The sequence below is a fragment of the Serratia sp. 4542 genome (assembly GCF_016805595.1).
GTDB lineage: Bacteria > Pseudomonadota > Gammaproteobacteria > Enterobacterales > Enterobacteriaceae > Serratia > Serratia nevei.
Genome location: NZ_RXKV01000013.1, coordinates 191,594 through 217,359, shown reverse-complemented (window position 1 = coordinate 217,359; position 25,766 = coordinate 191,594). Strand labels below are relative to the sequence as shown.

The following is a 25,766-nucleotide window of genomic DNA, read 5'->3' as shown; positions in this document are numbered from 1 at the left end:
TCCATCTTATCACCCCACTGCCGCGGGTCTACACTGGGGGCATCATTTGAAAGGAGTACAATCATGTCGATAAAAGCCATTGCCGTAGACCCGCAGAACCCCGCCGGTTTCATCGAAATTTCACCGGAGATGCCGGTTCCCGGCCAGTACGATCTGCTGGTGGAGGTGAAAGCCGTGTCGGTCAACCCGGTGGACACCAAAGTGCACGCCGGTCTGCAGAAAAGCGGCCTGCAGCAGCCGCGCATTCTCGGCTGGGACGCCAGCGGCATCGTGGTGGGCGTGGGCAGCGGCGTCAGCGGCTTCAAGCCCGGCGATGAAGTCTGGTACGCCGGCGACATCACCCGCCCCGGCAGCAACAGCAGCCACCAGCTGATCGACTCACGCATCGCCGCGCACAAGCCGCGCAGCCTGAACTGGGCCGAGTCCGCCGCGTTGCCGCTCACCGCCCTCACCGCTTGGGAGGCGCTGTTCGAACATCTGAACATTCAGGATGCGCCGGAGCACAAGACGCTGTTGATCATCGGCGGCGCCGGCGGAGTCGGCTCGCTGGCCATTCCGCTGGCCGCATTGCGCAGCAAGGTAAAAGTGATCGCCACCGCCTCAAGGCCGGAATCCGCCGCCTGGTGCCGTGAGCGCGGCGCCGATCTGGTGGTGGACTACCGCGATCTGAAGGGCAACCTGGCGCAGCACGGCATCGAGCAGGTGGATTACATCCTGTGCCTGAACGATACCGACGGCCACTGGCCGGCGATGGCCGAGCTGGTCGCGCCGCTGGGCCATATCTGCACCATCGTCGAGAACGCGCAGCCGTTGGATCAAAACGCGCTGAAGCTGAAAAGCGCCGCGCTGCACTGGGAATTCATGTTCACCCGCAGCATGTTCACCACCCCGGACATCGCGCAGCAAGGCAAGATCCTGCAGCAGATGGCGCAGTTGCTGGACGAAGGCAAGCTGAGCACCACGCTGAGCGAAACCCTGCACGGGCTGTCGGTAGACACGCTGACCGCCGCGCATCGACAGTTGCTCGGCGGCCATATGCAAGGCAAGCTGGTTATCGCTTACTAAGTCTGAATCGCGGCGGCGCCCTGCGCCGCCGTTACTGCGGGCGGACGAAGCCGACGCACAGCGTCTGCTCGTCGGCATGCGGATCGGCGCGGAACGTCAGCGTCTGCTGCCAATCGAGGCGCATCTTCGGCCAGTGGGCCAACTCACCGCCGAAGTCGCTGTGCGCGCAGTCTTCGCCCAACCGGCCGAACAGGGCGACGCCGTGCTGCGCAATCTGCGGATAGCTGATGTTGACGTTGTAGATATTCGGGCGCGTATGATTGGACCAACGCGTAATGGTCTGCGGCCGGGAACCGGCGTACACCGTCATCCACTGCGACAGGTATTCGCCGCCAACGTAGCGTAGATCGACGCCATACCGCTCCTGCCACTGCCGCTCCACCCCGGCGCTGAACGCCTTGATACCCACCATTTTCTGGCCGGCGTTGCGCACGTTGCCCAGCATCACTGCGGCATACCCCAGATAGACCGCCAGCGCTGCGCACATCAGCCCGAGGGTCGCCGCGCGCAGTGAACGCACCGGCGGCTGACGCACGCAGCCGACCAGCAGCGCGGGCGCCAGCATGAAGAACGGCTGCAGCCACTCGGTCAACCGGCCGCCGACGTTGAAGGAGAACCAGAAAGTGATAATGCCGAGCGGCAACAGATAGATCCACAACAGCACCCGCATCGGCAACGCCGATGGCCAGGCCAGCACCGCCCCGCTGCGCCGCAGGATCGCCCACAGCACCAGCGACGGATAGAACACCAGCAGCAGCGACTGCAGCATGTCGAGGTTGAGCTGCATCTTGATCTGCGAATCCACCCATTTGAAGGCGGCAAAGTCGTGGTTCCAGAGCCAGAACACGTTCGGCAACACCAACGCCAGCCAGATCGCCACCGCCAGATAGAACTGCGGCTGCCGATAGCAGCGGCGGACCTGCGGTACGAACAGCGTCGACAGCGCCACGAAATAGACGAAGGCGAAGGTCGAGTATTTCGCCATCATCGCCAGACCGGCCACCAACGCGAAGGCCGGCCACCAGTTGGCCGAACGCGAGATCGCCATGTGGAAGAACAGCGCCATCCACGGCCACAGCATCACCAACAGGTAGTTGTCGTTGTAGGGAATAATGTCGAAATTGATGATGCCGGACAGGTTGAGCGTCAGCAGCGCCATCCAGGCCAGCGAGGTGCTGCCGCTCAGGCGCCGCGCCAACAGCCAGACGCCCAACATGCCGATGGCGATGGCGATGAAGTGCCCGCCATACCAGTAAACGTTCAGCGGCAGCCACGACAGCCAGATCGCCGGATGCATCGCCGCACCGACCAGCCACGGATTTTTCGGTGAGCCCCACTCGCCGTTGAGGCCCCAGTTGAGCGCCTCGACGGCGTCGTAAGGCAGGGTAGGATCGAGATGAACAGTCAGCAGCGTCCAGGCTGCGGCATAGCAGACCAACCAGAGAGCGAGTAAGCGATAAGACATGTCTTCTTCTAAGCGTTATTGTAAAGAAAATCTTAACTTAGTCGCTGTCGAATGAACCATGTTTAAACAAGCCGTTAAATGTGCGCCTGGGTGGCGTTTCTGCCGCATCGATCGCACATTACGCTAATTTTACTCAGCCTGCCGCGTGACGATGGGCGGGCGCGCTCAACCGGCCGGCGTCCGCCGCCAGCAGCTGTTGCACCAGCTCGACGCAGCGCAGGAAACGCTCTTCGTAATCGCTGGACTCAACGTGCACGTACTCGATGTTGTTGGCGCGCAGCATCTCCTCCAGCAGGCGCTGGAACGCCAGGCGATCGGCGGTGCTGCCGAGGCTGCGCAGGCCGTCCGCCACCCACGGCGTGTTGTTTTCCAGCAGTATCACCAGATCGAAACGGTATTCGTCGATCAGCGCCTGCACGAAGGGGTGTTCACGCCCTTCGTACTTTTTGCAAAATGCCTGCGTAGTCACGAAATCGGTATCGATAAACGCCACCTTGTTGGCGTACTTGACCGCGAAATCCACGTATTGCGCCTGCCCGAGGGCAATTTTGTCGTAGTCGGAATACTGCAGCGCCATCTCGTCGCCGCCCAGGTGCGAAAACACGTAATCGCGGCCATATTCCCAGGCACTGGTGGTGTTGAAGATGTTGGCCAACTTGTTGACCAACGTCGACTTGCCGCTCGATTCGCCGCCGAGGATCGCTACGGTGCGCACGAAGAACGGCTTCACCTCGGTCGGGATGTAGTCCCAATAGCGGAACGGATCCTGGCGGATCTGATTGCCGCTGATGTTCATGAACGAACGCTCGGGGTCGACCAAAATGGTTTCGATGCCCAGATGCTCGCGGTAGCGCGGCGCATCCTGCGCTTCGCTGGAATAGATGAAGCTCGGCACGATGCCCTTCTGTTCCATAAAGGCCTTCATGCCGTCGCTCCACACGTTCCAGCCGTGCGGATAGGGTTCGATGCCCTGTTCGTCGAACGAGTGGATATGGATGTTTTTCTGGTACTTGAAGGTCTGCAGCAGCCAGCGCAGGCGATCGCTGACCGTCGGCTGTTGCGACATCGAACTGTTCTCGAACAGCTCGCGATCGCGCGGCTCGTCATGGCACAAGATAACGTGCAGCTCGTCCACCTGGCTGCAGGCGCGCTGGATCAGGTAGATGTGGCCGGTGTGCAGCGGGTAAAATTTACCAAACACCACGCCGACTTTAACCTCTTTACGCGGGAACTCCAGCCCGAGAAAACGGTGCAGCGCCTCGAGCTTTTGCGCGCTCGGGCTTTTGATCTTGTCGTTCAACAGCTGGCTGAGATAGCCTTTGGTCATGCCGCTGGCATCCGCCACCTGCTGCAAAGTACAGCCCTTTTGCTTAATGGACGTCTTCAGGTAATCAAATTGCGGCATGGCCACCTCCGTTTAGTATGCTAAACAAAATAGCATATCTTTCTCGCCGTCGGCGACATTAATAAAACTCTTCCAGCACGTCCAGCGCGTCCGCCAGCTTCTTGACCCCGAACACCTGCATGTTGGCCGGCGGCTTCTTCGGCATGTTGCCGTGCGGCACGATGGCGCGCTTGAAGCCGTGCTTGGCCGCTTCGGAGATGCGCTCCTGGCCGCTCGGCACCGGGCGGATCTCCCCCGCCAACCCCACTTCGCCGAACACCACCAGATCGTTCGGCAGCGGCCGATCGCGCAGGCTCGAAACCAGCGACATCAGCAGCGCCAGATCGGCGCTGGTCTCGCTGACCTTTACCCCGCCGACCACGTTGACGAACACATCCTGATCCGACATCTGCAGCCCGCCGTGCCGGTGCAGCACCGCCAGCAGGATCGCCAACCGGTTCTGCTCCAGGCCCACCGCCACGCGGCGCGGGTTGGACATCATCGAGTGATCCACCAGCGCCTGGATCTCCACCAGCAGCGGCCGGGTACCTTCCCACACCACCATCACCGAGCTACCGGAGGTGACTTCGTCGCCGCGGCTGAGGAAGATCGCCGAAGGGTTGCTGACTTCGCGCAGCCCCTGTTCGGTCATGGCAAACACGCCCAGCTCGTTGACCGCGCCGAAGCGGTTCTTGTGGCTGCGCAGAGTGCGGAAGCGGGAATCGGCGTCGCCATCCAGCAGCACCGAACAGTCGATACAGTGTTCCAGCACTTTCGGCCCGGCCAGCGAGCCGTCTTTGGTGACGTGGCCGACCATGACGATCGCCACGCCGCGCGTCTTGGCAAAGCGCGTCAGATAGGCGGCGGTTTCCCGCACCTGCGCCACGCTGCCCGGCGAAGACTGAATGTCCGCCATGTGCATCACCTGGATCGAGTCGATCACCATCAGCTTCGGCTGCTCCTGCTCGGCGATCAGGCAGATCTGCTCGATGCTGGTTTCCGAAAGCATGTTCAGGCCGCCGGTCGGCAGCCCCAGACGGTGAGCGCGCATCGCCACCTGCTGCAGCGACTCCTCGCCGGTGACGTACAGGGTTTTCATCTGTTCGGACAGTTTGCACAGCACCTGCAGCAACAGGGTGCTCTTGCCGGCGCCGGGGTTGCCGCCGATCAGAATGGCGCTGCCGGGCACCACGCCGCCGCCCAGCACGCGGTCAAACTCGAGAAAGCCGGTGGTGAAGCGCGGCAGCGCCTCAAGGCTGATTTCCGACAGCTTCTGTACCTTGCTGACGCCGGCGTCGCCGGCATAGCCGCTGAGGCGATCGTTGCGCGCCGCTGCGGGCGACGCGGCCAAACGCACTTCCGTGATGGTGTTCCAGGCATGACAGGCGCTGCACTGCCCCTGCCAACGCGGATAGTCCGCCCCGCACTCATTGCACACAAATGCCCGTTTTGCCGCTTTTGCCACGTCTTACCTCAATCTTTCGTTATCGCACTTCGTGTTTCAGGCTGCCGGTGAGAATACACAGCACGCCCATCAGATCCGCATGCCGGATCGCCACCTGCGCTTTTTCATACACTTTCGGTTTGGCGTGGTAGGCGATGCCCAACCCCGCCGCCTGCATCATTTTCAAATCGTTGGCGCCGTCGCCGATGGCCACGGTCTGCGCCAGCGGGATCTCAAGCTTTTCCGCCAGCCGCAGCAGCGTGTCGGCTTTGAACTGTGCGTCCACCACCGGCCCCAGCACTTCGCCGGTCAGCTTGCCGTCGCGGATCTCCAGCTCATTGGCCGCTGCCGCCACCAGCCGCAGCCGGTTGCGCAGGTATTCGGCATAGTAGGTGAAGCCGCCGGAGGCGATCGCCACATGCCAGCCCATCGCCTGCAGCTTGCCCACCAGGCTGGTCAGCCCCGGCATCAGCGGCAGCTCGTCGCGCACCTGCTTGAGGATGTTGGCGTCGGCCCCTTTCAGCGTGCCGACGCGCTGGCGCAGGCTGGCGGTAAAGTCCAGCTCGCCGCGCATCGCGCGCTCGGTGACTTCCGCCACCTGCTCGCCGACGCCCGCCAGCTTGGCGATCTCGTCGATGCACTCGATCTCGATCGCCGTCGAATCCATGTCCATCACCAGCAGCCCCGGCGTGCGCAGGTGTGGGATCTTGCCGAGCGGCGCCACGTCCAGCCCGCTCTCCGCCGCCAACAGCTTGGCGCGCGGCGTCAACGTGCCCGCCAACCGCACCACCTGATAGTCGTCCACGCCCCAGGCGGTGACGATCACCATCGCCGCGCCGAGCTTACGTTGGAATTGCGTAATGCGCGCCTTGTCCAGCTTTCTGCCGTATAACAGCCACCCGGTATTGCCCGCCCGGTAGTCCAGCGGCATCACTTCGTCGCCGCTGAGCGAAAGGGGAAGACCCGGCCATTGAGAGATCTCCGCCGGAAGATCGCAATAGGTCAGACTGTTTGACATCATTGACTCCTGAATGGACAAAAACGCTGCATGATAAAACGACGCATCAAGCTATCCTATCGCCAGCGGTTCTGGCAACATAAAGTGTCCCCGATGCCCAAGGAACCTGCATGGCTCGCGCTAAACTGAAATTTCGCCTGCACCGCACCGCTATTATCCTGATTTGCCTGGCTTTGCTGGTGCTGCTGATGCAGGGCGCCTCTTATTTTAGCCTGAGTCACCAAATGGCGCGATCCGAGCAGGTTGAAGAACTGGCGCAGACGCTGACCAAACAGGTCGCCTACAGCCTGGCGCCGCTGCTGGACGACGACGGCAACACCCCGCGCATCGACGCCATCCTCAAGCAGCTCACCGATCACAGCCGCATTCTCGACGTCAGCGTGTATCAGCTGGACGGCACGCTGGTCTCCCACGCCGGGGAACAGATAAGTATACGCGATCGCCTGTCGCTCGACGGCAAACGCGCCGGCAGCTACTTCAACCACCAGTTGGTCGAATCCATTCAGGGCAAAGACGGCCCGATCGGCTTTATCCGCATCACCCTCGACACCCACGTGTTGGCGACCGAATCCAAGCAGGTGGACAACACCACCAACCTGCTGCGCCTGATGATCCTGCTGGCGCTGGCGATCGGCATCATTCTGGCGCGCACCCTGCTGCAACACCGCCGCAGCCGCTGGCAGCAGTCGCCGTACCTGTTGACCGCCAACACGCCGTTGGCAGAAGGCAATACGGTGGAAGACGACGAAGAGGATGCGCCGGAGAAAAAACAGGAAGCGCCGAAGAAGGGGTAACTCAGGCTGGGCGCTGAATGCGCTCGTGCCGTTTTCTTGTCCTTTCGGTGAATAGATTGTCCGTAACAACGGGATCCACAACCAATTGAAAGGTAAAGCGTTAGCCAAAACTGGCCAAGCGGAATGAATAGATTGACGGGCGGGCGCCATGATGACGCCCGCCGGGGTATTACGCTTTGTCGCCCAGCAGCACGGATTCCAGCGCGATAACGATCATTTCGTTAAAGGTGGTCTGGCGTTCCGCCGCCGTGGTCGCTTCGTGACGCAGGATGTGGTCGGACACGGTGCAGATGGTCAGCGCCTTGCAGCCGAACTCTTCGTACAGCTCCGCCGCCACGCCGTAGATGCCGGCCGCTTCCATTTCCACGCCCAGGATGCCGTACTTCTTCATCACCTGGAACATGTCCGGATCCGGCGTGTAGAACAGATCGGCGGAGAAGATGTTGCCCACGCGCGCCGGGATACCCTGCGCCGCCGCCGCGTCGACCGCGTTGCGCACCATGTCGAAATCGGCGATCGCCGCGTAGTCGTTGTCCTTGAAGCGCAGACGGTTCACCTTGGAATCGGTGCACGCGCCCATGCCGATCACCACGTCACGCAGTTTGATATCGTCACGCACCGCGCCGCAGGAGCCCACGCGAATGATCTTCTTCACGCCGAATTCGGCGATCAGCTCACGCGCATAGATGGAGCAGGACGGGATGCCCATGCCGTGGCCCATTACGGAAATGCGGCGGCCTTTGTAGGTGCCGGTGAAGCCCAACATGCCGCGCACGTTGTTCACTTCCACCGCGCCTTCCAGGAAGGTTTCGGCGATGTATTTTGCACGCAGCGGATCGCCCGGCATCAGTACTACGTCAGCGAAATCACCCATCTCAGCATTAATGTGCGGCGTAGCCATAATTTTCTTCCTTTAGAAATCTTATTTAATAAAAACGTCAAACATCTAAGCCTTGAATGTCGAGTTGCAGCCAGGCAGCTAGCGGGTGAATCCCCAGGAGCTTACTTGAGTAAGTGACTGGGGTTCACGCGTGAAGCTAACAACGCTGCGGCTTGAAAGACAGGGCTTAGAACATGCTCTTACCGTAATCCATCGGCGACAGGCCAAAATAATTGGCGACGGTCTGGCCGATGTCGGCAAAGGTCTCGCGGTGGCCCAGCGAGCCCGGCTTCACTTTCGGGCCGTAAACCAGCACCGGGATGTGTTCGCGGGTGTGGTCGGTGCCCGGCCAGGTCGGGTCGCAGCCGTGGTCGGCGGTGAAGATGATGATGTCTTCGTCTTTCACCAGCTTCAGCAGCTCCGGCAGGCGGCGGTCGAACAGCTCCAGCGCGGCAGCGTAGCCCGCCACGTCGCGGCGGTGGCCATAGGAGGAGTCAAAGTCCACGAAGTTGGTGAACACGATGGTGTTGTCGCCGGCCTTTTCCATTTCGATCAGGGTCGCGTCGAACAGCGCGTCGATGCCGGTAGCCTTCACCTTCTTGGTGATGCCGACGTTGGCGTAGATGTCGGCGATTTTACCGATCGACACCACTTCACCGCCTTTCTCGTCCACCAGCTTTTTCAGCACGGTCGGCGCCGGCGGCTCTACCGCCAGATCGTGGCGGTTGCCGGTGCGCTGGAAGTGGCCCGGCTTATCGCCGACGAACGGACGCGCGATCACGCGGCCGATGTTGTAGCCGCCTTCGGTCAACTCTTCACGCGCGATTTCGCACAGCTCATACAGGCGATCCAGGCCGAAGGTTTCTTCATGGCAGGCGATCTGGAACACCGAGTCGGCGGAGGTGTAGAAAATCGGCTTGCCGGTTTTCATGTGCTCTTCGCCCAGCTGATCGAGGATCACGGTGCCGGACGAGTGACAGTTGCCCAGGTAACCCGGCAGCTTGGCGCGCTCGACCAGCTTGTCCAGCAGTGCCTGCGGGAAGCTGTTGTGCTCGTCCGTGAAGTAGCCCCAGTCGAACAGCACCGGCACACCGGCGATTTCCCAGTGGCCCGACGGCGTGTCTTTACCGGAAGAGAGCTCGCTGGCGTAAGCGTAAGCGCCGATGATGTCGGCGTTGCGGTCCAACCCCTGCGGGAAGTTGCCGGTGGACTCTTCCGCCGCTTTACCGAGGCCCAGACGGCTCAGGTTAGGCAGCGTCAGCGGCCCCTGGCGGCCCACGTTGGCCTCACCGCGCGCGCAAACCTCGGCGATGTGGCCCAGGGTGTCGGAACCCTGGTCGCCAAAACGTTCGGCGTCTTCGCTGGCGCCGATGCCGAAGGAGTCCAATACCATAATAAATGTGCGTTTCATCTGTGCTCTCCTGCGTGTTCTCACGCTTTGGACGGCCGCGAAAAAGCCGCGGCCGTTCCTGATTCTTGGGTTATTCCGTGATGCGCTTATACACCACCGGCGTCGCTTCCGGCGCCTTGTCGCTCAGCGTCATTGCGCTGCGCACCGCATCGGCCGCCTGCTGCCAGCTCTCTTCATCGTTGGCGTGGATCATCGCCAACGGCTGCTGGGCATCCACTTTATCACCCAGGCGCGCCACTTCGGTCAGCCCAACGCTGTAGTCGATGGCGTCGCTCGCCCGGCGACGGCCGCCGCCCAGCGAAACCACCGCCATGCCCAGCGCGCGGGTATCCATGGCGCTGATGATGCCCGGCTTTTCAGCATACACCGGCTTGCTCAGCGTTGCCGCCGGCAGATAGCTATCGTAGCGTTCGACGAAGTCTATCGGCCCCTGCTGCGCCGCCACCATGCGGCCAAACACCTCCGCCGCCTTGCCGTTGTCCAGCACCGCCTGCAGTTTGGCGCGCGCGTCGGCCTCGTCTTGCGCCAGGCCGCCGGACAGCAGCATTTCCACGCACAGCGCCAGCGTCACTTCCAGCAGGCGCGGGTTGCGGTATTCGCCGGTCAGGAAGCGCACCGCTTCGCGCACTTCCACCGCGTTGCCGGCGCTGGAGGCCAGCACCTGGTTCATGTCGGTCAGCAGCGCGGTGGTCTTGCAGCCCGCGCCGTTGGCCACGCCGACGATCGCCTGCGCCAAATCTTGCGACAGGGCATAGGTCGGCATAAAGGCGCCGGAGCCGACCTTCACGTCCATCACCAGCGCATCCAGCCCTTCCGCCAGCTTCTTAGCCAGAATGGAGGCGGTGATCAGCGGGATCGAATCCACGGTAGCGGTAATGTCGCGGGTGGCGTAGAAACGTTTGTCCGCCGGCGCCAGCGAGCTGGTCTGGCCGATGATCGCCACGCCGACGTCCTGAATGATTTTGCGGAAGGCGTTATCGTCCGGGAAAATATTGAAGCCCGGAATGGCTTCCAGCTTGTCCAGCGTGCCGCCGGTATGCCCCAGGCCGCGGCCGGAGATCATCGGCACATAGCCGCCGCAGGCCGCCACCATCGGGCCGAGCATCAGCGAGGTCACGTCGCCCACACCGCCGGTCGAATGCTTGTCGACGATCGGGCCGTTCAGCGCCAGACTCTTCCAATCCAGCACGGTACCGGAATCGCGCATCGCCATGGTAAGCGCCACGCGCTCCGGCATGCTCATGTCATGGAAATAAATGGTCATCGCCAGCGCGGCGATCTGCCCTTCCGACACCACGTTGTCGCGAATGCCGTTGATGAAAAAGCGGATTTCCGCTTCGCTTAACGGCTGGCCGTCGCGTTTTTTACGAATAATTTCTTGAGCCAGGAACAAAGCATCCCCCTGTGTCGCCGAGAGTCGGTGCAGACGGGCGCGCCTGGCGCCCGCCAACGAAATCGATCAGTAGCCGCCGCCGGCGGTCTGGGTCTGGTGGCCCAGCGCGGTCAGCAAGCTGGCCAGCAGGCTGGAAGCGCCAAAGCGGAAATGCCGCGCGTCAGCCCAGCCTTCGCCCAGAATACGATCGGCAAGTTGCAGATAATGCAGCGCATCCTCTGCGGTGCGCACGCCGCCGGCCGGCTTGAAGCCCACCGTCTTCGCCACGCCCAGATCGCGGATCACCGACATCATCAGCTCGGCGCTTTCCAGCGTGGCGTTGACCGGCACCTTGCCGGTGGAGGTCTTGATAAAGTCCGCCCCGGCCTTGATGGCGATTTCGGACGCCTTGCGGATCAGGTCGGCCTGCTTCAGCTCACCGGTTTCGATGATCACTTTCAGCAGCACGTTGGCCGCCTGACAAGCCTGCTTGCACTGTTTCACCAGCTCGAAGCCGACCTGTTCGTTGCCGGCGATCAGCGCGCGGTAAGGGAACACCACGTCCACTTCATCCGCGCCATAGGCGATGGCCGCGCGGGTTTCCGCCAGCGCGATGTCGATATCGTCGTTGCCATGCGGGAAGTTGGTCACGGTGGCGATACGGATATCCGGCGTGCCTTGCTCACGCAGCGCCTTGCGCGCTACCGGGATAAAACGCGGGTAGATGCAGATGGCCGCCGTGTGGCCGGCCGGGCTGTTGGCCTGACGACAGAGGGCGATCACTTTCTCGTCGGTGTCATCATCATTCAGCGTGGTTAAATCCATCAGGTTCAGCGCACGTTGCGCTGCTGCGGTTAATTCGGTCATAAAACTCTCCAACTGAGTACCTGGGTGTTGGCGAGCGGACTTGGTTCCATGAAGATAGCGCAGGGGAACGGCGTTCCCGCGGCGGCAACTGAGATCCTTCTCACCGCACATGGCCACCCGCCTTGCGGCCGGCCAGTAATAGCTATTTGAACACGAATGCCAAGGGCGATTCGCGTTCATCGTCACACTATATGAAATAGCACTGTAACAGACCGGAATTATATGTGAAGAGCATCACAAAATAACGCGATATCGTTCACAAATTCGCTAAAGAAGCGGCTGAAGATCGCGGGTGCGGCAAGCACCCGCGTTGCTTAGAGTATAGGCGGAGTCCCGCGATCGGTCGCGCCGTCGCGGGCTCCGGAATGGCTTACAGCGCCAGGAAGAAACCGGCGATGGTGGCGCTCATCAGGTTGGACAGCGTGCCCGCTGCCACGGCCTTCAGACCGAAACGCGCGATGTCGTGGCGACGGTTGGGCGCCATGCTGCCCAGACCGCCCAGCAGGATCGCCACCGAGGAGAGGTTGGCGAAGCCGCACAGCGCGAAGGAGATGATCGCCTTGGTATGGGCCGACAGCACCTGCAGGCCTTCCGCAGCCACCACGTCGTCCGGACGCAGATAGGCGCCGAAGTTCATGTAGGCGACGAACTCGTTGACGATGATCTTCTGGCCGATAAACGAACCGGCGGTCATCGCCTCGCTCCACGGCACGCCGATCAGGAAGGCGATCGGCGAGAACACCCAGCCGAGGATCAGTTCAAGCGACAGCTGCGGATAATCGAACCAGCCGCCGATACCGCCGAGAATGCCGTTAAGCAAGGCGATCAGCGCGATAAACGCCAGCAGCATCGCACCGACGTTCAGCGCCAGCTGCATGCCGGAAGCCGCGCCGGAAGCCGCCGCGTCGATCACGTTGGCCGGACGATCTTCTTCGGCGATCAGCTTCATCGCATCGTCTTTATCGTGGGTCTGCTCGGTTTCCGGCACCATCAGCTTGGCGAACAGCAGCCCGCCCGGCGCGGCCATGAAGGACGCGGCAATCAGGTATTCCAGCGGCACGCCCATCTGCGCGTACCCTGCCAGCACCGAACCGGCTACCGAGGCCAGGCCGCCGCACATCACGGCGAACAGCTCTGACTGGCTCATGGTGGCGATATACGGGCGCACCACCAGCGGCGCTTCGGTCTGGCCAACGAAAATGTTGGCGGTCGCCGACAGCGATTCGGTGCGCGAGGTGCCCAGCAGCTTGTGCAGGCCGCCGCCCAGCACGCGGATCACCAACTGCATGATGCCGAGGTAGTACAGCACCGCAATCAGCGAGGAGAAGAACACGATCACCGGCAGAACACGCAGCGCGAACACGAAGCCGCCGCCGCCGAACACCTCGAACATCTTGTCGGACACCAGCCCGCCGAAGATGAACGAAATGCCCTGATTGCCGTAGGCGATAACGTTTGCCACGCCGTTAGACATACTGCCGAGGATGCTGCGGCCCAGCGGCACATACAGCACCAGCGCGCCGATGCCGATCTGGATGATGAACGCCCACACGACGGTGCGCAGTTTAATGGCCCGGCGGTTGCTGGAGAGCAGCACCGCAATGGCGATCAGCACCGCCATACCGACCAGACTCATGATGAGTTGCATGCAAAGTTTCCCTGTTGCAAAAAATAAAGTACATCCCTGCTCATGAAGAGAGGTCTGCTATTGGAGTGTTTCGGGGGGGATTATACTGAGCGAGGTCACCCTCGCACCGATTTATGTCACAAATGTATACAACGAGACGCAAATGAAAATCTTATAACGTGACGCAAGTCACGTTATAAGCCCGTCAATCCGGCATGGCGAACAGTGCCTGAGTATTGCGTTGCAGGTGGGCGGCGATCTCGTCGGCCGGTTCCGGCCGCAGCTCGCACAGCGTTTGAAACACCTCGGCGGCGCGTTCGGGGCGATTCGGCTGCCCCTGATAGCCGGCCAGCGGCATGTCCGGCGCATCGGTCTCCAGCAGCAGCGCCTCGAGCGGCAGCTGCGCCATCACGCCGCGCGTTTTTTGCGCCCGCTCATAGGTGATGGTGCCGCCCACGCCGATGTAATAGCCGAGGCGGATAAAGGCCTGCGCCTGCGACAGGCTGCCGGCGAAGCCGTGCACCACGCCGCGACGCGGCAACTGCATGCGCCGCAGCGCCGCGGCCAGCTGATCGTGGGTGCGGCGCGAATGGAGGATCACCGGCAGGTCATGCTGTTTCGCCAGCCTCAGCTGGGCCAGCAGCACGCTTTGCTGGCGCTCGAACTGCGGGTTGTCCATATACAGATCGAGCCCGATCTCCCCCACTGCCACCAGCTTGCGCGGCCGTTCGGCCAGCAGCGTTGCCAGCTGCTCCAACTGCGGCTCATGATGCTGCGCGATATACAGCGGGTGCAGCCCCAGCGCGGCGAACAGCGGCGCGTGATCTTGCGCCAGTCGCAGCACCCGGGCAAAGCGATCGGCGGTGACCGTCGGGACGATGATGCGCTGCACGCCGGCGCTTGCCGCCCGCGTCAGGCTCTCGGCCTCATGCCCGGTAAAGGGCGGAAAATCGAAATGGCAGTGAGTATCGGTAAAGGCGTAACTCACAGCGCCCCCCCTTCACCCGGCGGCAAATCACCCGGCAGAATGATCTTCGGCGCCGCTACCGCGGCCTCCGGCTGCGCGCCCAGCTCGGACGGCATGACGATATCGGTCACGATCGGCGAAGGCATTCTGACGTTCTCCGGCTGGATCAGGCGGCGCGACAGCGCTTTTTTCACCTTCATGCCGTCCGGCTCCGGCTGCGCCATCCACTGGCCGACGGTGGCCAGGAAATAACGGCCGCAGCGGCGCCCCAGGTGATAATCCTGATTGAGCGACCCCAGTCGGCTGCCCAGCGCATTGCTGGCCAGCGGCTTCGGCGGAAAGATTTCGAAGATCCGCAGCTTGCCCGGCGGCTTCTCGATAAAGCGCTGGATGCGGTGATAGCTTTGCTCGTGATGCTGCAGGATACGCACCATCTGCTGCAGGCTGCTGTCGCTCAGCCAGTGCTCCATGCGCTTCATCCACTGCGGGGTGTAGTACATCTGCGAGGGCACGGTGCGGATCACCACGATGGTGTCAGCGCCGCGACGATAGGCCTCTTCCACCGGGATCGCATCGCTGATGCCGCCGTCCTGATAGCTGACGCCGTCCAGCTCCACGCCCTGGCGATAAAAACCGGGAATGGCGCTGGACGCCTTGATGGCCGGCAGCCAGCGTTCGCGCTGCGCCGGCAGGTAGGTCGGCTCAAAGTCATCGCTGCGGCAGGCGCACAGCAGGAACTCGCGCCCGTCGGTAAAGTGCTGTTCCGCCACGTCCATCGCCAACGGCATCTGCGCCGCCGCCGTATCGACCAGCCAATCGAGATCGATCAGATGCCCGCCGCGCACGAAGCGCAGCGGATTGAAGAACTGGGCAGAAGTGGTGTAACGGGTGATCACTCGACGTGCGTAACCCACCTGCCCGCAGATATAGGCGGAGAGATTCTGGGCACCGGCCGACGTGCCGATCAGCAGATCGAAAGGGTTAAAGCCCGCACGCTGAAACTCGTCCAGCACGCCGGCGGTGAAAATGCCGCGCTGGCCGCCGCCTTCGCAGACCAGCGCCATCTTGCCTGGCCGAAAGGGTTTAGACGCCAGCGGTTCTATATTGCCGAGCGTGATGGGTATTCTGTATCCCAACTTGGCATCCTCAGTGAGACGTTTTCTCCGAGGATACCGCGTCTCGCTCTCTTCCGTAATCCTCTTGCAGTACGCCGGCGAGGAAATCGTTGCTGCCGGCCAGCCAGGCATAATCGCTGCCTGACCATTCTGCCCACGCCTGCCATACCTGGCCTTTCAGCTGTTTCCAGCGCCCGACGATGATGTCGCTGTTCATGGCCGGCCCTCCCCGACGTGAGAAAAGGAGTTAAGCTTTGTTACAGTTTACGGGAAAATGCCCGCCGGCTAAGGGCGACGGCGGCCGGTGAACAGGCTGACCAGGAACAGGATGATGCCGACAACGAACACGATTTTAGCCGCCCAGGCAGCGGTGCCCGCCAACGAACCGAACCCCAGCGCCGCAGCGATAAGCGCGATGACTAAAAAGATAATGCCCCAACGAAACATAAGCTTCTCCTTACCATTGTGAAAAAATTCGCTGCCATCTACCACCCCGACAACGGGACGTCGACGGCAAATCAGTTTCTTTTTTTGGTGTTACATGCCGGGCCGCCTTCACGGCCCGACAGATGCGGCTTGTTGTTGCTTGTTACGGGCGCCTGGCGGAATTACTGCTTGACCACCAGGTCGTTTTTCACGCTTTTCACGCCGTCGATGGCCTTGGCGATGCTTTCCGCACGCTCAGACTGCGCCTGCGTTTTCACCTCACCGGAAAGCTGCACCACACCATCGGTGGTTTCCACTTTCACATTGCGCGACGGCACGATGTCATCGGCCAGCAGCTTGGCTTTCAGCTCGCTGGTAGTGGCGGTGTCGCCGGCATACGATTTGATCGACTGGTTGGCTTCATCTTTCACGTGCAGCTTGTCGCTGACGGTCTTGACGCCTTCCACCTTGCCGGCGACCGCGACCGCATGCTCCGCCTGCGCCTGGCTGCCGACGAACCCACTCAGGATCACGGTGCCTTTTTCGGTTTTCACCGAAATGTCGGAGCTTTTGATGGTCTTATCTTCCACCAACGCACTTTTAACTTTAGCCGTTATCGCGCTGTCATCCATGTAACCGTCAACTTTTTTCATGGAGCTATCGATTTTGGCACCGGCACTATCCGCGGCGTTAGACGCCTTGTTGAGCAGGCTGTCTTCGGCCAGCGCACTGCCGCTTACCAAAGCAGAACCCAATACGACAGCCATCAGCGAGTGTGCAAATTTGGTCTTTTTCATCGATCTCTTCCTTTTGTTGGGGGCCCGTAGCGCCAGAGCGCCGGAACCCTGCGGCCACCTTCACGCGGCCTTCTCGGTAAATACTTCATCATCGCTATACGATTAAGCGTTCACGACAGGAATATTGCAACGGCCGTGCCAACTCAAAAAACACTTTAAAAATCAAAGAAAAAAATTCAGAAGTCGGATTTTTAGCCAAAAAACTGTCGCCTATTGGCGACAGGCTAAGTTACACAAAACTGAAATATAGCTATCTCATTGATATTTAAAGACACTGACTGTCTCCTATCGGCAACACATCAGAATAACTCACCAAACAAATAGCGTATTGCAGTGATTTACTCTCAAGCAATGTGCGGACATCTCGTTAAAGATAGACCATCAGACGGAAAACGCAGGCCGAACGAACATCGCCTGGCGATAGCGGTTCGCAGGATAAAATATGAGGAAGATTTATTAATTAGCGCAGTGAGGATAGGAGAAGCGTGCAGGGCGCACGGGGCGCCCTGCCGAGCGATCAGTGTTCGCGGGTTTTGCGGAAGGTCACGTCAGGATAGCGTTCCTGCGTCAGGTTGAGGTTCACCATGGTCGGCGCGATGTAGGACAGGTTGTCCCCGCCATCCAGCGCCAGGTTGATCTCGTTCTTGCGCTTGAACTCTTCGAACTTCTTCACGTCGTCGCACTCGACCCAGCGCGCGGTCGACACGTTGACCGATTCGTACAGCGCTTCCACGTTGTACTCGCTCTTCAAACGCGCCACCACCACGTCGAACTGCAGCACACCGACCGCGCCGACGATCAGATCGTTGTTGGCGATCGGACGGAACACCTGTACCGCGCCCTCTTCGGACAACTGCACCAGCCCCTTCAGCAGCTGTTTCTGCTTCAGCGGATCGCGCAGGCGAATGCGGCGGAACAGCTCCGGCGCGAAGTTCGGAATACCGGTGAACTTCATGTCTTCACCCTGGGTGAAGGTATCGCCGATCTGAATGGTGCCGTGGTTGTGCAGGCCGATGATGTCGCCCGGGTAGGCTTCTTCCACGTGCGAACGGTCGCCGGCCATAAAGGTCAGCGCGTCGGAGATCACCACGTCTTTGCCGGTGCGCACCTGGCGCAGCTTCATGCCCTTCTCGTAGCGGCCGGACACCACGCGCATGAAGGCCACGCGGTCGCGGTGTTTCGGATCCATGTTGGCCTGGATCTTGAAAACGAAGCCGGTGAATTTCTCCTCCGCCGCCGTCACTTCGCGGGTGTCGGTTTTGCGCGGCATCGGCGCCGGCGCCCAGGCCACCAGACCGTCCAGCATGTGATCCACGCCGAAGTTACCGAGTGCGGTACCGAAGAACACCGGGGTCAGCTCGCCGCTCAGGAAGGCCTCCTGATCGAACTCGTGGGAAGCGCCCTGCACCAGCTCCAGCTCATCGCGCAGCTGCGCCGCCAGATCTTCGCCCACCGCCGCATCCAGCTCCGGGTTGTCCAGGCCTTTGACGATGCGCACTTCCTGGATGGTGTGGCCTTTACCGGTCTGATACAGGTAGGTTTCATCCTTGTACAGGTGGTAAACGCCCTTGAACAGCTTGCCGCAGCCGATCGGCCAGGTGATAGGCGAGCAGGCGATCTTCAGTTCGCGCTCGACTTCATCCATCACTTCCATCGGATCGCGGATGTCGCGGTCCAGTTTGTTCATGAAGGTCAGGATCGGCGTGTCGCGCAGACGGGTGACTTCCATCAGCTTACGGGTACGATCCTCAACGCCCTTGGCGGCGTCGATCACCATCAGACAGCAGTCGACGGCGGTCAGGGTACGGTAAGTATCTTCGGAGAAGTCTTCGTGCCCCGGGGTATCCAGCAGGTTAACCAGGCTGTCGCGGTACGGGAACTGCATCACGGAGGTGGTGATCGAGATCCCACGCTGCTTTTCCATTTCCATCCAGTCGGATTTGGCGTGCTGGCTGGAGCCACGGCCTTTTACCGTACCGGCGGTCTGGATCGCCTGTCCGAACAGCAGCACTTTTTCGGTAATGGTGGTTTTACCGGCATCGGGGTGCGAGATGATGGCGAAAGTTCTTCTTTTGGAGACTTCGCGGGCAAATTCACTAGGAGACATGGTTTTCAGGTTCTACGGTTAGTCCGCCCTGCGACATCATCAGAACGCGCCGATCGCGGCGCCGGGCAAAGCGGTGAATAAAAGATAACAGCCGGGCATTTTCGCCGATTTGCCAACCGGTGACAATCAATGCTTTTACCGGCCGGGCGGATTACGCCAGCGGCAGCGCCATCACGATCGCGTCTTCGCGGCCGTGGGCGCTCGGGTAATAATTGCGGCGCACGGTGACCTCGTTGAAACCGAGATCTTCATACAGTGCGATCGCCGCCTGGTTGGAGGCGCGCACCTCCAGCCACAGCGTCACCACGCCACGGCTCTCCAGCTGTTCGATCACCGCGTTGAGCAGCAGGCGGCCAAAGCCCCGGCGCTGCCACCGCGGATGAATGGCGATGTTGAACAGCGTGGCTTCGTCCAGCACGATCTGCGTGATGGCGAATCCCGCCATTTCCCCTTCGGCGTTCAGCTTCAGGTTAAGGTAGCGATCGCCCTGATTGCTGGCGAAGGTGGTTTCCGTCCAGGGGAAAGCGTGGCTGGCTTGCTCAATGGTGAAGGCCGTGGCCAGGTCGGCCGCCGTCAGGGTAGAAATCGTGTTCATGATGACAAATCTGCTGCCAGAGGGCGCGTTTGGCCCCCGCGTCTTGGGAAAGCTCGGCCAGCGCCGGGCTGTATAGCTGCGCGCCGGCGACCGCAAGCGGTTCCGCCACGCCCAGCCGCCAACTGTTGCATGCGGTCTCTTCAGGCAGCATCGCCGCCTGTTCCGGCGTCAGGCTGTAGGTTTGCGCCGGCGTCAGCCCCAGGCTGCGCAGCACGTCGCAAAACAGCGGATCGTCGGACGCGGGCAGCGTCTGCGCCACCACCAGCAGGCGCGCCTCGGGCGGCAGACTGACCGCCACTTCGCCCTGCAACACGCTCGGGCGGCGCAATGTCCACTGCGTAATACCCAGTTGTTGTAACAGCCAGTCGCGTTTTGATGCCATGCCGATTCCTACCCGTTGTGGTGCGCCATGCCTGCCATGCGCCGCGCTATGCTAACAAACCCGCGCAGCCCGCGCCAACAAACCCGTCGAACATATCGCCACAAAGCTCTATAATCCCCGGTCTCATTTCCAGGAGCCAATATCTGATGTCTGCATTAACCCCCGCCAGTGAAGTCATGCTGCGCCACAGTGATGAATTTATCGAACGCCGCGTGCTGTTTGCCGGCGACCTGCAGGACAGCCTGCCGGCCCAATTCGAGGCCGCGGACGTGCGCGTCCACACTCAGCAATACCATCACTGGCAGTTACTGAACCGGACGATGGGCGATAACGTGCAGTTCGGTTTGACCGTCGATCCCGCTTTCGTCGCCGACTGCGACACGCTGGTTTACTACTGGCCGAAGAGCAAGCAGGAAGCGCAATTCCAGCTGTGCAACATCCTGGCGCTGCTGCCGGTGGGCGTAGACGTGTTCGTGGTCGGTGAAAACCGCAGCGGCGTGCGCAGCGCCGAGCCAACGCTGGAAGGCCATGTTGCGCTGGTGAAAATCGACAGCGCGCGCCGCTGCGGCCTGTATCACGGCCGCCTGGACGCGCAGACCGAATTCGACCTGAACGACTGGTGGGACAGCTATCAGCTGCACGATCTGGAAGTGAAAACGCTGCCGGGCGTGTTCAGCCGCGACGGCCTGGACGTCGGCAGCTCGCTGCTGCTGTCGACGCTGGAAAAACACATGAAAGGCAAGGTGCTGGACATCGGCTGCGGCGCCGGCGTGATGGCCTCGGTGATGGCCAAGCTGTCGCCGAAGGTGAAACTGACCCTCAGCGACGTCAACGCCGCCGCGGTGGAATCCAGCCGCGCGACGCTGGCCGCCAACGGCATCGAAGGCGAAGTGATCGTCAGCAACGTTTACTCCGACATCACCGGCCGTTTCGACATGATCATCTCCAACCCGCCGTTCCACGACGGGCTGCAGACCAGCCTGACCGCCGCTGAAACCCTGATCCGCGGCGCGGTGAAACACCTGCCGATCGGCGGCCAACTGCGCATCGTCGCCAACGCCTTCCTGCCGTACCCGGACATTCTGGACGCCACCTTCGGCAGCCACGAAGTGCTGGCGCAGAACGGCCGCTTCAAGGTGTATCAGGCCACCGTCGGCCGCCCACCGCGCGCGCCGAAGAAGAAATAATTCGCCGTTGGCGGAAAACGACAGAGCGCGGCCTGAGGCCGCGCTTTTTTTTAGCCGTTGATATAGGCCATCGACTCGGCGCCGTAGCGATCGCCGGCCGCTGCACTCAGCGGAAACACCGCTTCGATCGCCGCCAGTTCGGCCGCGCTCAGCGTTATCTCCGCCGCCGCGACGTTCTCTTCCAGATAGCGACGGCGTTTGGTGCCGGGGATCGGCACGATGTGCTCGCCCTGCGCCAACACCCAGGCCAGCGCCAGCTGTGAAGGCTTGACGCCCTTCTGCGCCGCCAGCTCACCCACCTTCTCCACCAGCGCCAGGTTGCGGGCGAAGTTTTCGCCCTGGAAGCGCGGATTGCCGCGGCGGAAATCGTCCTCGGCCAGATCCTCCGGCCGCCGGATAGCGCCGGTAAGGAAACCGCGCCCTAACGGGCTGTAAGGCACAAAGCCGATCCCCAGTCGCTCACAGGCGGCCAGCACGCCCTGTTCAGCATCGCGCGTCCACAGCGAATACTCGGTCTGCAACGCCGTGATCGGATGCACCTTGTGCGCCCGCTCCAGCGTGGCGACCGACGCCTCGCTCAGGCCGATATGGCGGATCTTGCCTTCGCGGATCAGATCCGCCATCGTGCCGACGACGTCTTCGATCGGCACCTGCGGATCGACCCGATGCTGATAATAAAGATCGATCTCCTCTACGCCCAAGCGCCGCAGGCTGCCTTCCACCGAGCGCCGGATATACTCGGGCCGGCTGCTGACGCCGCGCGCCGAAGGATCCGCCGGATCGCGCAGGATGCCGAACTTGGTAGCCAGGAACACCTGTTGCCGTTTGCCCTTGATCGCTTCCCCTACCAACTCTTCATTGGTGTGCGGGCCATACATGTCGGCGGTGTCGAGCAGCGTGACGCCCAGCTCCAGTGCCCGGTGCAGCGTGGCGATGGCCTCCTGCCGATCGGCGCCGGTGGAGTAGAAGTCGCTCATGCCCATGCATCCCAGCCCCAGGGCGGAGACGACGGGACCGTGGGAACCCAGTTTACGTTGTTGCATTGTGCAGCCCTCATGCGATGAACGGATAACGCAGCAAAGTCTGGTTGTTTACGCTACAAAGATAAATAATGCAGATCGCACATCACTGTTCAAAAATCACCAACAATCCGGAGTGGACATGGATCAGGTTCAAGCCATGCGCATTTTTACCCGCATCGTCGAACTGGGCAGCTTCAGTCGGGCGGCCGAGCGCCTGCAGCTGCCGCGCGCCACGGTCAGCAACGCGCTGAAACGGCTGGAGCAGCGGCTGGGCGTGCGCCTGCTGATCCGCACCACCCGCCAGGTACAGGTGACCAGCGAAGGCAGCCTTTACTATCAACGCTGCGTACAGCTGCTGGGGGCGCTTGAGGAAGCGGACACGCTGTTCAGCCACCATAAGCTGCAGCCGTCCGGCAAAGTGCGCATCGATATGCCCCATTCGCTGGCGCGCCAGATCGTCATTCCGGCGCTGGGCGACTTTTACCGGCGCTATCCCGACATCACGCTGGCGCTGGGTGCCAACGACACCCACGTCGATCTGTTGCGCGAAGGCGTAGACTGCGTGCTGCGCGCCTGGGAAACCGAAGACGACAGCCTGGTGGCGCGGCGCATCGCCCAGCTGCCGCAGATCACCTGCGCTTCCCCCGCTTACCTGCAGGCCAGCGGCACGCCGCTCGACATCGATAGCCTGGCGCCGCACCGCGCGGTAGGGTATTTTTCCCTGGCCAGCAACCGCGATTATCCGCTGGAATTCTGCCGTGGCGGCAAGGTGGAACTGCGCGAACTCCCTGCCCGGCTGAGCGTCAGCGGCGCCGACGCTTACATCGCCGGCGCGCGTGCCGGCATGGGGTTGATTCAGGCGGCGCGCTATTCACTTGCTCCCTGGCTGGAACGGGGCGAACTGGTGGAAGTGTTGGCGGACACGCCGCCTCCGCCGATGCCGATTTACATCATGTATCCGCCCGGCCGTTTCCTGGCGCCACGGGTCAGGGTGTTGATTGATTGGCTGATTTGGCTGTTTGACCAGCAGAAAAGCGGCGATATGGCTGTTTTTCCAGCAAACGCCCGCAAAGCGGGGAAATAACTGTTGACGTGCCCGCCAAAATCTCTAGAATTCGCCTCCGTGGTAACGTTACTCCGGTAATGTTTCTGGTACGCGAAGGTGGCGGAATTGGTAGACGCGCTAGCTTCAGGTGTTAGTGTCCTTACGGACGTGAGGGTTCAAGTCCCTCTCTTCGCACCAAATAACCACATGATTTATATTGCACTCAGCATCGATGCGAAGGTGGCGGAATTGGTAGACGCGCTAGCTTCAGGTGTTAGTGTTCTTACGGACGTGAGGGTTCAAGTCCCTCTCTTCGCACCAAGCTGGCGACGTAATATAAATCAAAGCAACAACATCGACTGTGCGAAGGTGGCGGAATTGGTAGACGCGCTAGCTTCAGGTGTTAGTGTCCTTACGGACGTGAGGGTTCAAGTCCCTCTCTTCGCACCAATTGATGATCTCTCCGGTAGTTCCTTCGAAAAAATCCCAATGCATTGATGATAAACACGCCTAAGCGTGGTTTTGCCGTTTCCGGCGTTTACGCGAAGCTGAAGTTGAGGCTGATTGCCGCCAGGCCGCCCGCCAGCGCCATGCAGGAAGGCAGCAGCAGATAGTGACGCAGCCGGCTGTTGAACAGCATCACCAGCGTCGCCAGCATCGCTATCACAATCAGGGTGCGCAGCTGCATCATATTCAGATCGATCAAGGCCAGCAGCGGCATCAGCGCGCACGGCAGCAAAACGCCCCAGGCGCTGGCCAGGCGATCGCCGAGGCACCAGCTGACGCCCCACAGTCCACACGCGGCAATCATGGCGGTGAGCATGATAACCCCCTTTAAGTGATAATGATAACCAATATCATATAACACTTTTTTGGCCGCCGCATCATTTTCACTGCGGTGACCAAACCCAGATGACACCAGCATGAAAAAATGATAATTTGACATAAGAAAATTCCTAGCCCTGTTTGCATGATAATAATCACAATCATCAACCATGCAACTTCCGTGGATATTTCGCGCCGAGGGAATGCTTCTCAACCTTAATTATTCGACAGAACGACTTTGCAAAGAGTGACCTCCGTATGAACGCCCGTTCTTATCAGGAATTACTGAACAGCAAGCAGCGCCTGGCATTATTTCTTTTTCTGGTGATGAATGCCGCCTCTTCCGTATTTACGTTATTGTTCCCTTTTAGGGATACGCCCTCATTTACCCTACCTTTATTATGTATACCGCTATTTTGTCTGGCGGCGGCGCTATTCTCCCTGCAAACGCCGCGGAAATACCTGTGCAAACTCAACCTGTTCGCCAGCGTGCTTGGCCTGCTGTGGGCCGCCCATATTTACGTTAAAAGTCAATATTGCCTACCGAATAACCAAGATTTTTTATTAATTAGTTTGTTCAGCATCTTTTTTATCAGCGCTATTTCTCTGACGGATAACTTTACCGCCTTTTGTTTACACGCCGTGCCTTCCGCAATGGTGATCCTGGCTTTAGACGGTATGCATAATACCCTGCGGATATTATTCACCACGCTATTACCTATTATCGCTTTCTCCATCCACCACCTGATGTTGAAACGCAGTGAAATCTTTACCCACGCGCTGGTGGCCAACCTGTATAACGAACGGGACAAATTCAATAATTTAAGCATGCTCGATCCCCTGACCGGTCTTTATAACCGCCGCGGGCTGGAGAATAAGATCAACATGCTGCTGGAACCGCAAACCGGCCGCCACTACGTGCTGCTGCTGGATATCGACCACTTCAAGGTCTACAACGACAGCTACGGCCACGCGATGGGCGACCGGGCGCTGGTGCAGGTGGCGATCGCCATCCGCGATGCGGTACGTTCGCGCGACATCGTGGTGCGCTACGGCGGGGAAGAGTTTTTGGTACTGCTGACCAACGTGCACGAAGGCTACGCGGCGCAGCTGGCCGAACGGGTGCGCCAACGGGTGGCGGAACTGAACATCCCACACGGCGCCAGCCCGCAGCACAGCGGCACGCTGACGCTCAGCGCCGGCATCTCCGCGCTGGAAAAGCTGGACGTCGAGTCGGCGATCGGCGCGGCCGACGCCGCGCTCTATCTGGCGAAGCACAGCGGCCGCAACAATATCCAGCTGGCGCAAAACGTCCAGCCCGCCCTGCTGCAGCCGCAGGAGTAAATACCCTGTCCAGTTAAGCGGCCGTTGGCCGCAAGCCGTTCAGCAACAGCGTCAAACCGGCCAACGCCTGCTCCAAAGCGATCTTCTCATCCTGCTGATTCGCGATCCAAAGCGCGGCATCCATCAGGCCGCCATTGATTAAATGCGCCAATACCTCAGGTGCGGTCGTCGCGATCGTCCGCTGTTCCATCAGCTTTTGCAGCATATTCGTCATGGAGGCGATACATTGCAACCTGCTGGCCTGAAGATGTTCCGCCCCCAATACAGAAGGTGAATCACGCAATAAAATGCGCTGCACTTGCGGTTCAATCGTCATCGCCAGATAGGCGCGACAGCGCCCGGCAAAAGCGCTCCACTCGTCAGGCGCGTTGGCGGAAATTGCCGCCAGACGCGCATCCATCTCGGCGTCGATTTCTTGCACGACGGCCAAAAACAAACCTTTCTTGTCGCCAAAGTGGTGATAGAGCGCACCGCGCGTCATACCGGCTTGCGCGGTGAGTTCATCCATCACCGTCTCAGCATACCCCACGCTGCCAAACTGCTGACGGGCAGCCGCCACCAATTTTTGTCGGGTTTCTTCAATCATTTCTGCGCGCGCTTTACGTGCCATGGGTCCACTCCGCCTCG

The 25,766-nt window shown here is 60.7% G+C and carries 25 protein-coding genes and 3 tRNA genes; 8 read left to right on the top strand and 20 right to left on the bottom strand.

Annotated features, from left to right (window positions below; genetic code table 11):
* The first annotated feature begins 63 nt into the window (after positions 1 to 63).
* Positions 64 to 1,065 (top strand): zinc-binding alcohol dehydrogenase family protein, encoded by a 1,002-nt coding sequence (locus EKL15_RS20370; RefSeq protein ID WP_049272808.1) that lies wholly within the window; start codon positions 64 to 66, stop codon positions 1,063 to 1,065.
* 31 nt (positions 1,066 to 1,096) lie between these two features.
* Here EKL15_RS20370 and EKL15_RS20365 read toward each other — a convergent pair whose 3' ends face one another.
* The 4 genes from EKL15_RS20365 to serB all read right to left on the bottom strand — a co-directional run bounded on the left by EKL15_RS20365 (position 1,097) and on the right by serB (position 6,376).
* On the bottom strand, positions 1,097 to 2,530 hold the full coding sequence (locus EKL15_RS20365; protein WP_060422331.1) for a glycosyltransferase family 39 protein: 1,434 nt from the start codon (positions 2,528 to 2,530) through the stop codon (positions 1,097 to 1,099).
* Positions 2,531 to 2,663: 133 nt separating this feature from the next.
* Positions 2,664 to 3,935 (bottom strand): multifunctional transcriptional regulator/nicotinamide-nucleotide adenylyltransferase/ribosylnicotinamide kinase NadR, encoded by a 1,272-nt coding sequence (gene nadR, locus EKL15_RS20360; protein WP_049198077.1) that lies wholly within the window; start codon positions 3,933 to 3,935, stop codon positions 2,664 to 2,666.
* A 58-nt stretch (positions 3,936 to 3,993) separates the two neighbouring features.
* Positions 3,994 to 5,379 (bottom strand): DNA repair protein RadA, encoded by a 1,386-nt coding sequence (gene radA, locus EKL15_RS20355; protein WP_025159617.1) that lies wholly within the window; start codon positions 5,377 to 5,379, stop codon positions 3,994 to 3,996.
* Between the two features lie 19 nt (positions 5,380 to 5,398).
* The gene (gene serB, locus EKL15_RS20350) at positions 5,399 to 6,376 is read right to left on the bottom strand and encodes a phosphoserine phosphatase (protein ID WP_016929162.1); all 978 of its coding nucleotides are present in this window, start codon (positions 6,374 to 6,376) and stop codon (positions 5,399 to 5,401) included.
* A gap of 110 nt (positions 6,377 to 6,486) precedes the next feature.
* Here serB and EKL15_RS20345 point away from each other — a divergent pair, with 110 nt between their 5' ends.
* The gene (locus tag EKL15_RS20345) at positions 6,487 to 7,170 is read left to right on the top strand and encodes a YtjB family periplasmic protein (protein WP_049198076.1); all 684 of its coding nucleotides are present in this window, start codon (positions 6,487 to 6,489) and stop codon (positions 7,168 to 7,170) included.
* Between the two features lie 169 nt (positions 7,171 to 7,339).
* On the opposite strand, the gene deoD is transcribed toward EKL15_RS20345, so the two are convergent.
* The 13 genes from deoD to EKL15_RS20280 form a co-directional block, all read right to left on the bottom strand.
* On the bottom strand, positions 7,340 to 8,071 hold the full coding sequence (gene deoD / locus EKL15_RS20340) for a purine-nucleoside phosphorylase (RefSeq protein ID WP_004933059.1): 732 nt from the start codon (positions 8,069 to 8,071) through the stop codon (positions 7,340 to 7,342).
* A gap of 166 nt (positions 8,072 to 8,237) precedes the next feature.
* Positions 8,238 to 9,461 carry a phosphopentomutase gene (gene deoB, locus EKL15_RS20335; protein ID WP_049198074.1) on the bottom strand — a complete coding sequence of 408 codons (1,224 nt, stop codon included), beginning with the start codon at positions 9,459 to 9,461 and terminating at the stop codon, positions 8,238 to 8,240.
* Between the two features lie 70 nt (positions 9,462 to 9,531).
* Entirely contained in the window at positions 9,532 to 10,854 is a 1,323-nt protein-coding gene (gene deoA, locus EKL15_RS20330; RefSeq protein ID WP_019454991.1) for a thymidine phosphorylase, read from the bottom strand.
* Positions 10,855 to 10,920: 66 nt separating this feature from the next.
* Complete coding sequence (gene deoC / locus EKL15_RS20325; protein ID WP_004933072.1) at positions 10,921 to 11,700, bottom strand: deoxyribose-phosphate aldolase; 780 nt, start codon at positions 11,698 to 11,700, stop codon at positions 10,921 to 10,923.
* 370 nt (positions 11,701 to 12,070) lie between these two features.
* Positions 12,071 to 13,348 carry a NupC/NupG family nucleoside CNT transporter gene (locus EKL15_RS20320; RefSeq protein WP_038881921.1) on the bottom strand — a complete coding sequence of 426 codons (1,278 nt, stop codon included), beginning with the start codon at positions 13,346 to 13,348 and terminating at the stop codon, positions 12,071 to 12,073.
* A 184-nt stretch (positions 13,349 to 13,532) separates the two neighbouring features.
* Positions 13,533 to 14,315, bottom strand: coding sequence for a TatD family hydrolase (locus EKL15_RS20315; RefSeq protein ID WP_060422321.1), 783 nt, complete (start codon positions 14,313 to 14,315; stop codon positions 13,533 to 13,535).
* Positions 14,312 to 15,430, bottom strand: coding sequence for a patatin family protein (locus EKL15_RS20310; RefSeq protein ID WP_060422316.1), 1,119 nt, complete (start codon positions 15,428 to 15,430; stop codon positions 14,312 to 14,314). Before EKL15_RS20310 ends, EKL15_RS20315 begins: the two co-directional genes overlap by 4 nt.
* Positions 15,431 to 15,440: 10 nt before the next feature.
* On the bottom strand, positions 15,441 to 15,626 hold the full coding sequence (locus EKL15_RS20305) for a stress-response protein (protein WP_060422311.1): 186 nt from the start codon (positions 15,624 to 15,626) through the stop codon (positions 15,441 to 15,443).
* A gap of 68 nt (positions 15,627 to 15,694) precedes the next feature.
* A complete protein-coding gene (locus tag EKL15_RS20300; RefSeq protein WP_004857650.1) occupies positions 15,695 to 15,856 on the bottom strand; it encodes a DUF1328 domain-containing protein in 162 nt (53 codons plus the stop codon).
* 161 nt (positions 15,857 to 16,017) lie between these two features.
* Positions 16,018 to 16,632 carry a molecular chaperone OsmY gene (gene osmY, locus EKL15_RS20295; RefSeq protein ID WP_087762942.1) on the bottom strand — a complete coding sequence of 205 codons (615 nt, stop codon included), beginning with the start codon at positions 16,630 to 16,632 and terminating at the stop codon, positions 16,018 to 16,020.
* A 517-nt stretch (positions 16,633 to 17,149) separates the two neighbouring features.
* Complete coding sequence (gene prfC, locus EKL15_RS20290; RefSeq protein ID WP_038878480.1) at positions 17,150 to 18,739, bottom strand: peptide chain release factor 3; 1,590 nt, start codon at positions 18,737 to 18,739, stop codon at positions 17,150 to 17,152.
* 151 nt (positions 18,740 to 18,890) lie between these two features.
* Positions 18,891 to 19,334 (bottom strand): ribosomal protein S18-alanine N-acetyltransferase, encoded by a 444-nt coding sequence (rimI, locus tag EKL15_RS20285; RefSeq protein WP_100396035.1) that lies wholly within the window; start codon positions 19,332 to 19,334, stop codon positions 18,891 to 18,893.
* A complete protein-coding gene (locus EKL15_RS20280; RefSeq protein ID WP_100396034.1) occupies positions 19,279 to 19,716 on the bottom strand; it encodes a DNA polymerase III subunit psi in 438 nt (145 codons plus the stop codon). Before EKL15_RS20280 ends, rimI begins: the two co-directional genes overlap by 56 nt.
* A gap of 146 nt (positions 19,717 to 19,862) precedes the next feature.
* Here EKL15_RS20280 and rsmC point away from each other — a divergent pair, with 146 nt between their 5' ends.
* Entirely contained in the window at positions 19,863 to 20,903 is a 1,041-nt protein-coding gene (gene rsmC / locus EKL15_RS20275) for a 16S rRNA (guanine(1207)-N(2))-methyltransferase RsmC (protein WP_049198058.1), read from the top strand.
* A gap of 50 nt (positions 20,904 to 20,953) precedes the next feature.
* On the opposite strand, the gene EKL15_RS20270 is transcribed toward rsmC, so the two are convergent.
* Positions 20,954 to 21,946, bottom strand: coding sequence for an aldo/keto reductase (locus tag EKL15_RS20270; protein WP_049272812.1), 993 nt, complete (start codon positions 21,944 to 21,946; stop codon positions 20,954 to 20,956).
* Between the two features lie 118 nt (positions 21,947 to 22,064).
* On the opposite strand from EKL15_RS20270, the gene EKL15_RS20265 reads away from it, so the two are divergent.
* The 4 genes from EKL15_RS20265 (at position 22,065) to EKL15_RS20250 (ending at position 23,420) form a co-directional block, all read left to right on the top strand.
* Positions 22,065 to 23,009, top strand: coding sequence for a LysR family transcriptional regulator (locus EKL15_RS20265; RefSeq protein WP_060422294.1), 945 nt, complete (start codon positions 22,065 to 22,067; stop codon positions 23,007 to 23,009).
* 72 nt (positions 23,010 to 23,081) lie between these two features.
* Positions 23,082 to 23,168: transfer RNA gene (locus EKL15_RS20260), tRNA-Leu, on the top strand.
* A gap of 36 nt (positions 23,169 to 23,204) precedes the next feature.
* Positions 23,205 to 23,291, top strand: a tRNA-Leu gene (locus tag EKL15_RS20255).
* Between the two features lie 42 nt (positions 23,292 to 23,333).
* Positions 23,334 to 23,420 (top strand) — tRNA-Leu (locus tag EKL15_RS20250).
* An 88-nt stretch (positions 23,421 to 23,508) separates the two neighbouring features.
* Here EKL15_RS20250 and EKL15_RS20245 read toward each other — a convergent pair.
* Positions 23,509 to 23,793, bottom strand: coding sequence for a DUF1435 domain-containing protein (locus EKL15_RS20245; RefSeq protein ID WP_048233751.1), 285 nt, complete (start codon positions 23,791 to 23,793; stop codon positions 23,509 to 23,511).
* Positions 23,794 to 24,053: 260 nt separating this feature from the next.
* On the opposite strand from EKL15_RS20245, the gene EKL15_RS20240 reads away from it, so the two are divergent.
* Complete coding sequence (locus EKL15_RS20240) at positions 24,054 to 25,139, top strand: GGDEF domain-containing protein (RefSeq protein WP_060440803.1); 1,086 nt, start codon at positions 24,054 to 24,056, stop codon at positions 25,137 to 25,139.
* 13 nt (positions 25,140 to 25,152) lie between these two features.
* Here EKL15_RS20240 and EKL15_RS20235 read toward each other — a convergent pair whose 3' ends face one another.
* Positions 25,153 to 25,749 (bottom strand): TetR/AcrR family transcriptional regulator, encoded by a 597-nt coding sequence (locus EKL15_RS20235; RefSeq protein ID WP_060422288.1) that lies wholly within the window; start codon positions 25,747 to 25,749, stop codon positions 25,153 to 25,155.
* Positions 25,750 to 25,766 lie beyond the last annotated feature (17 nt).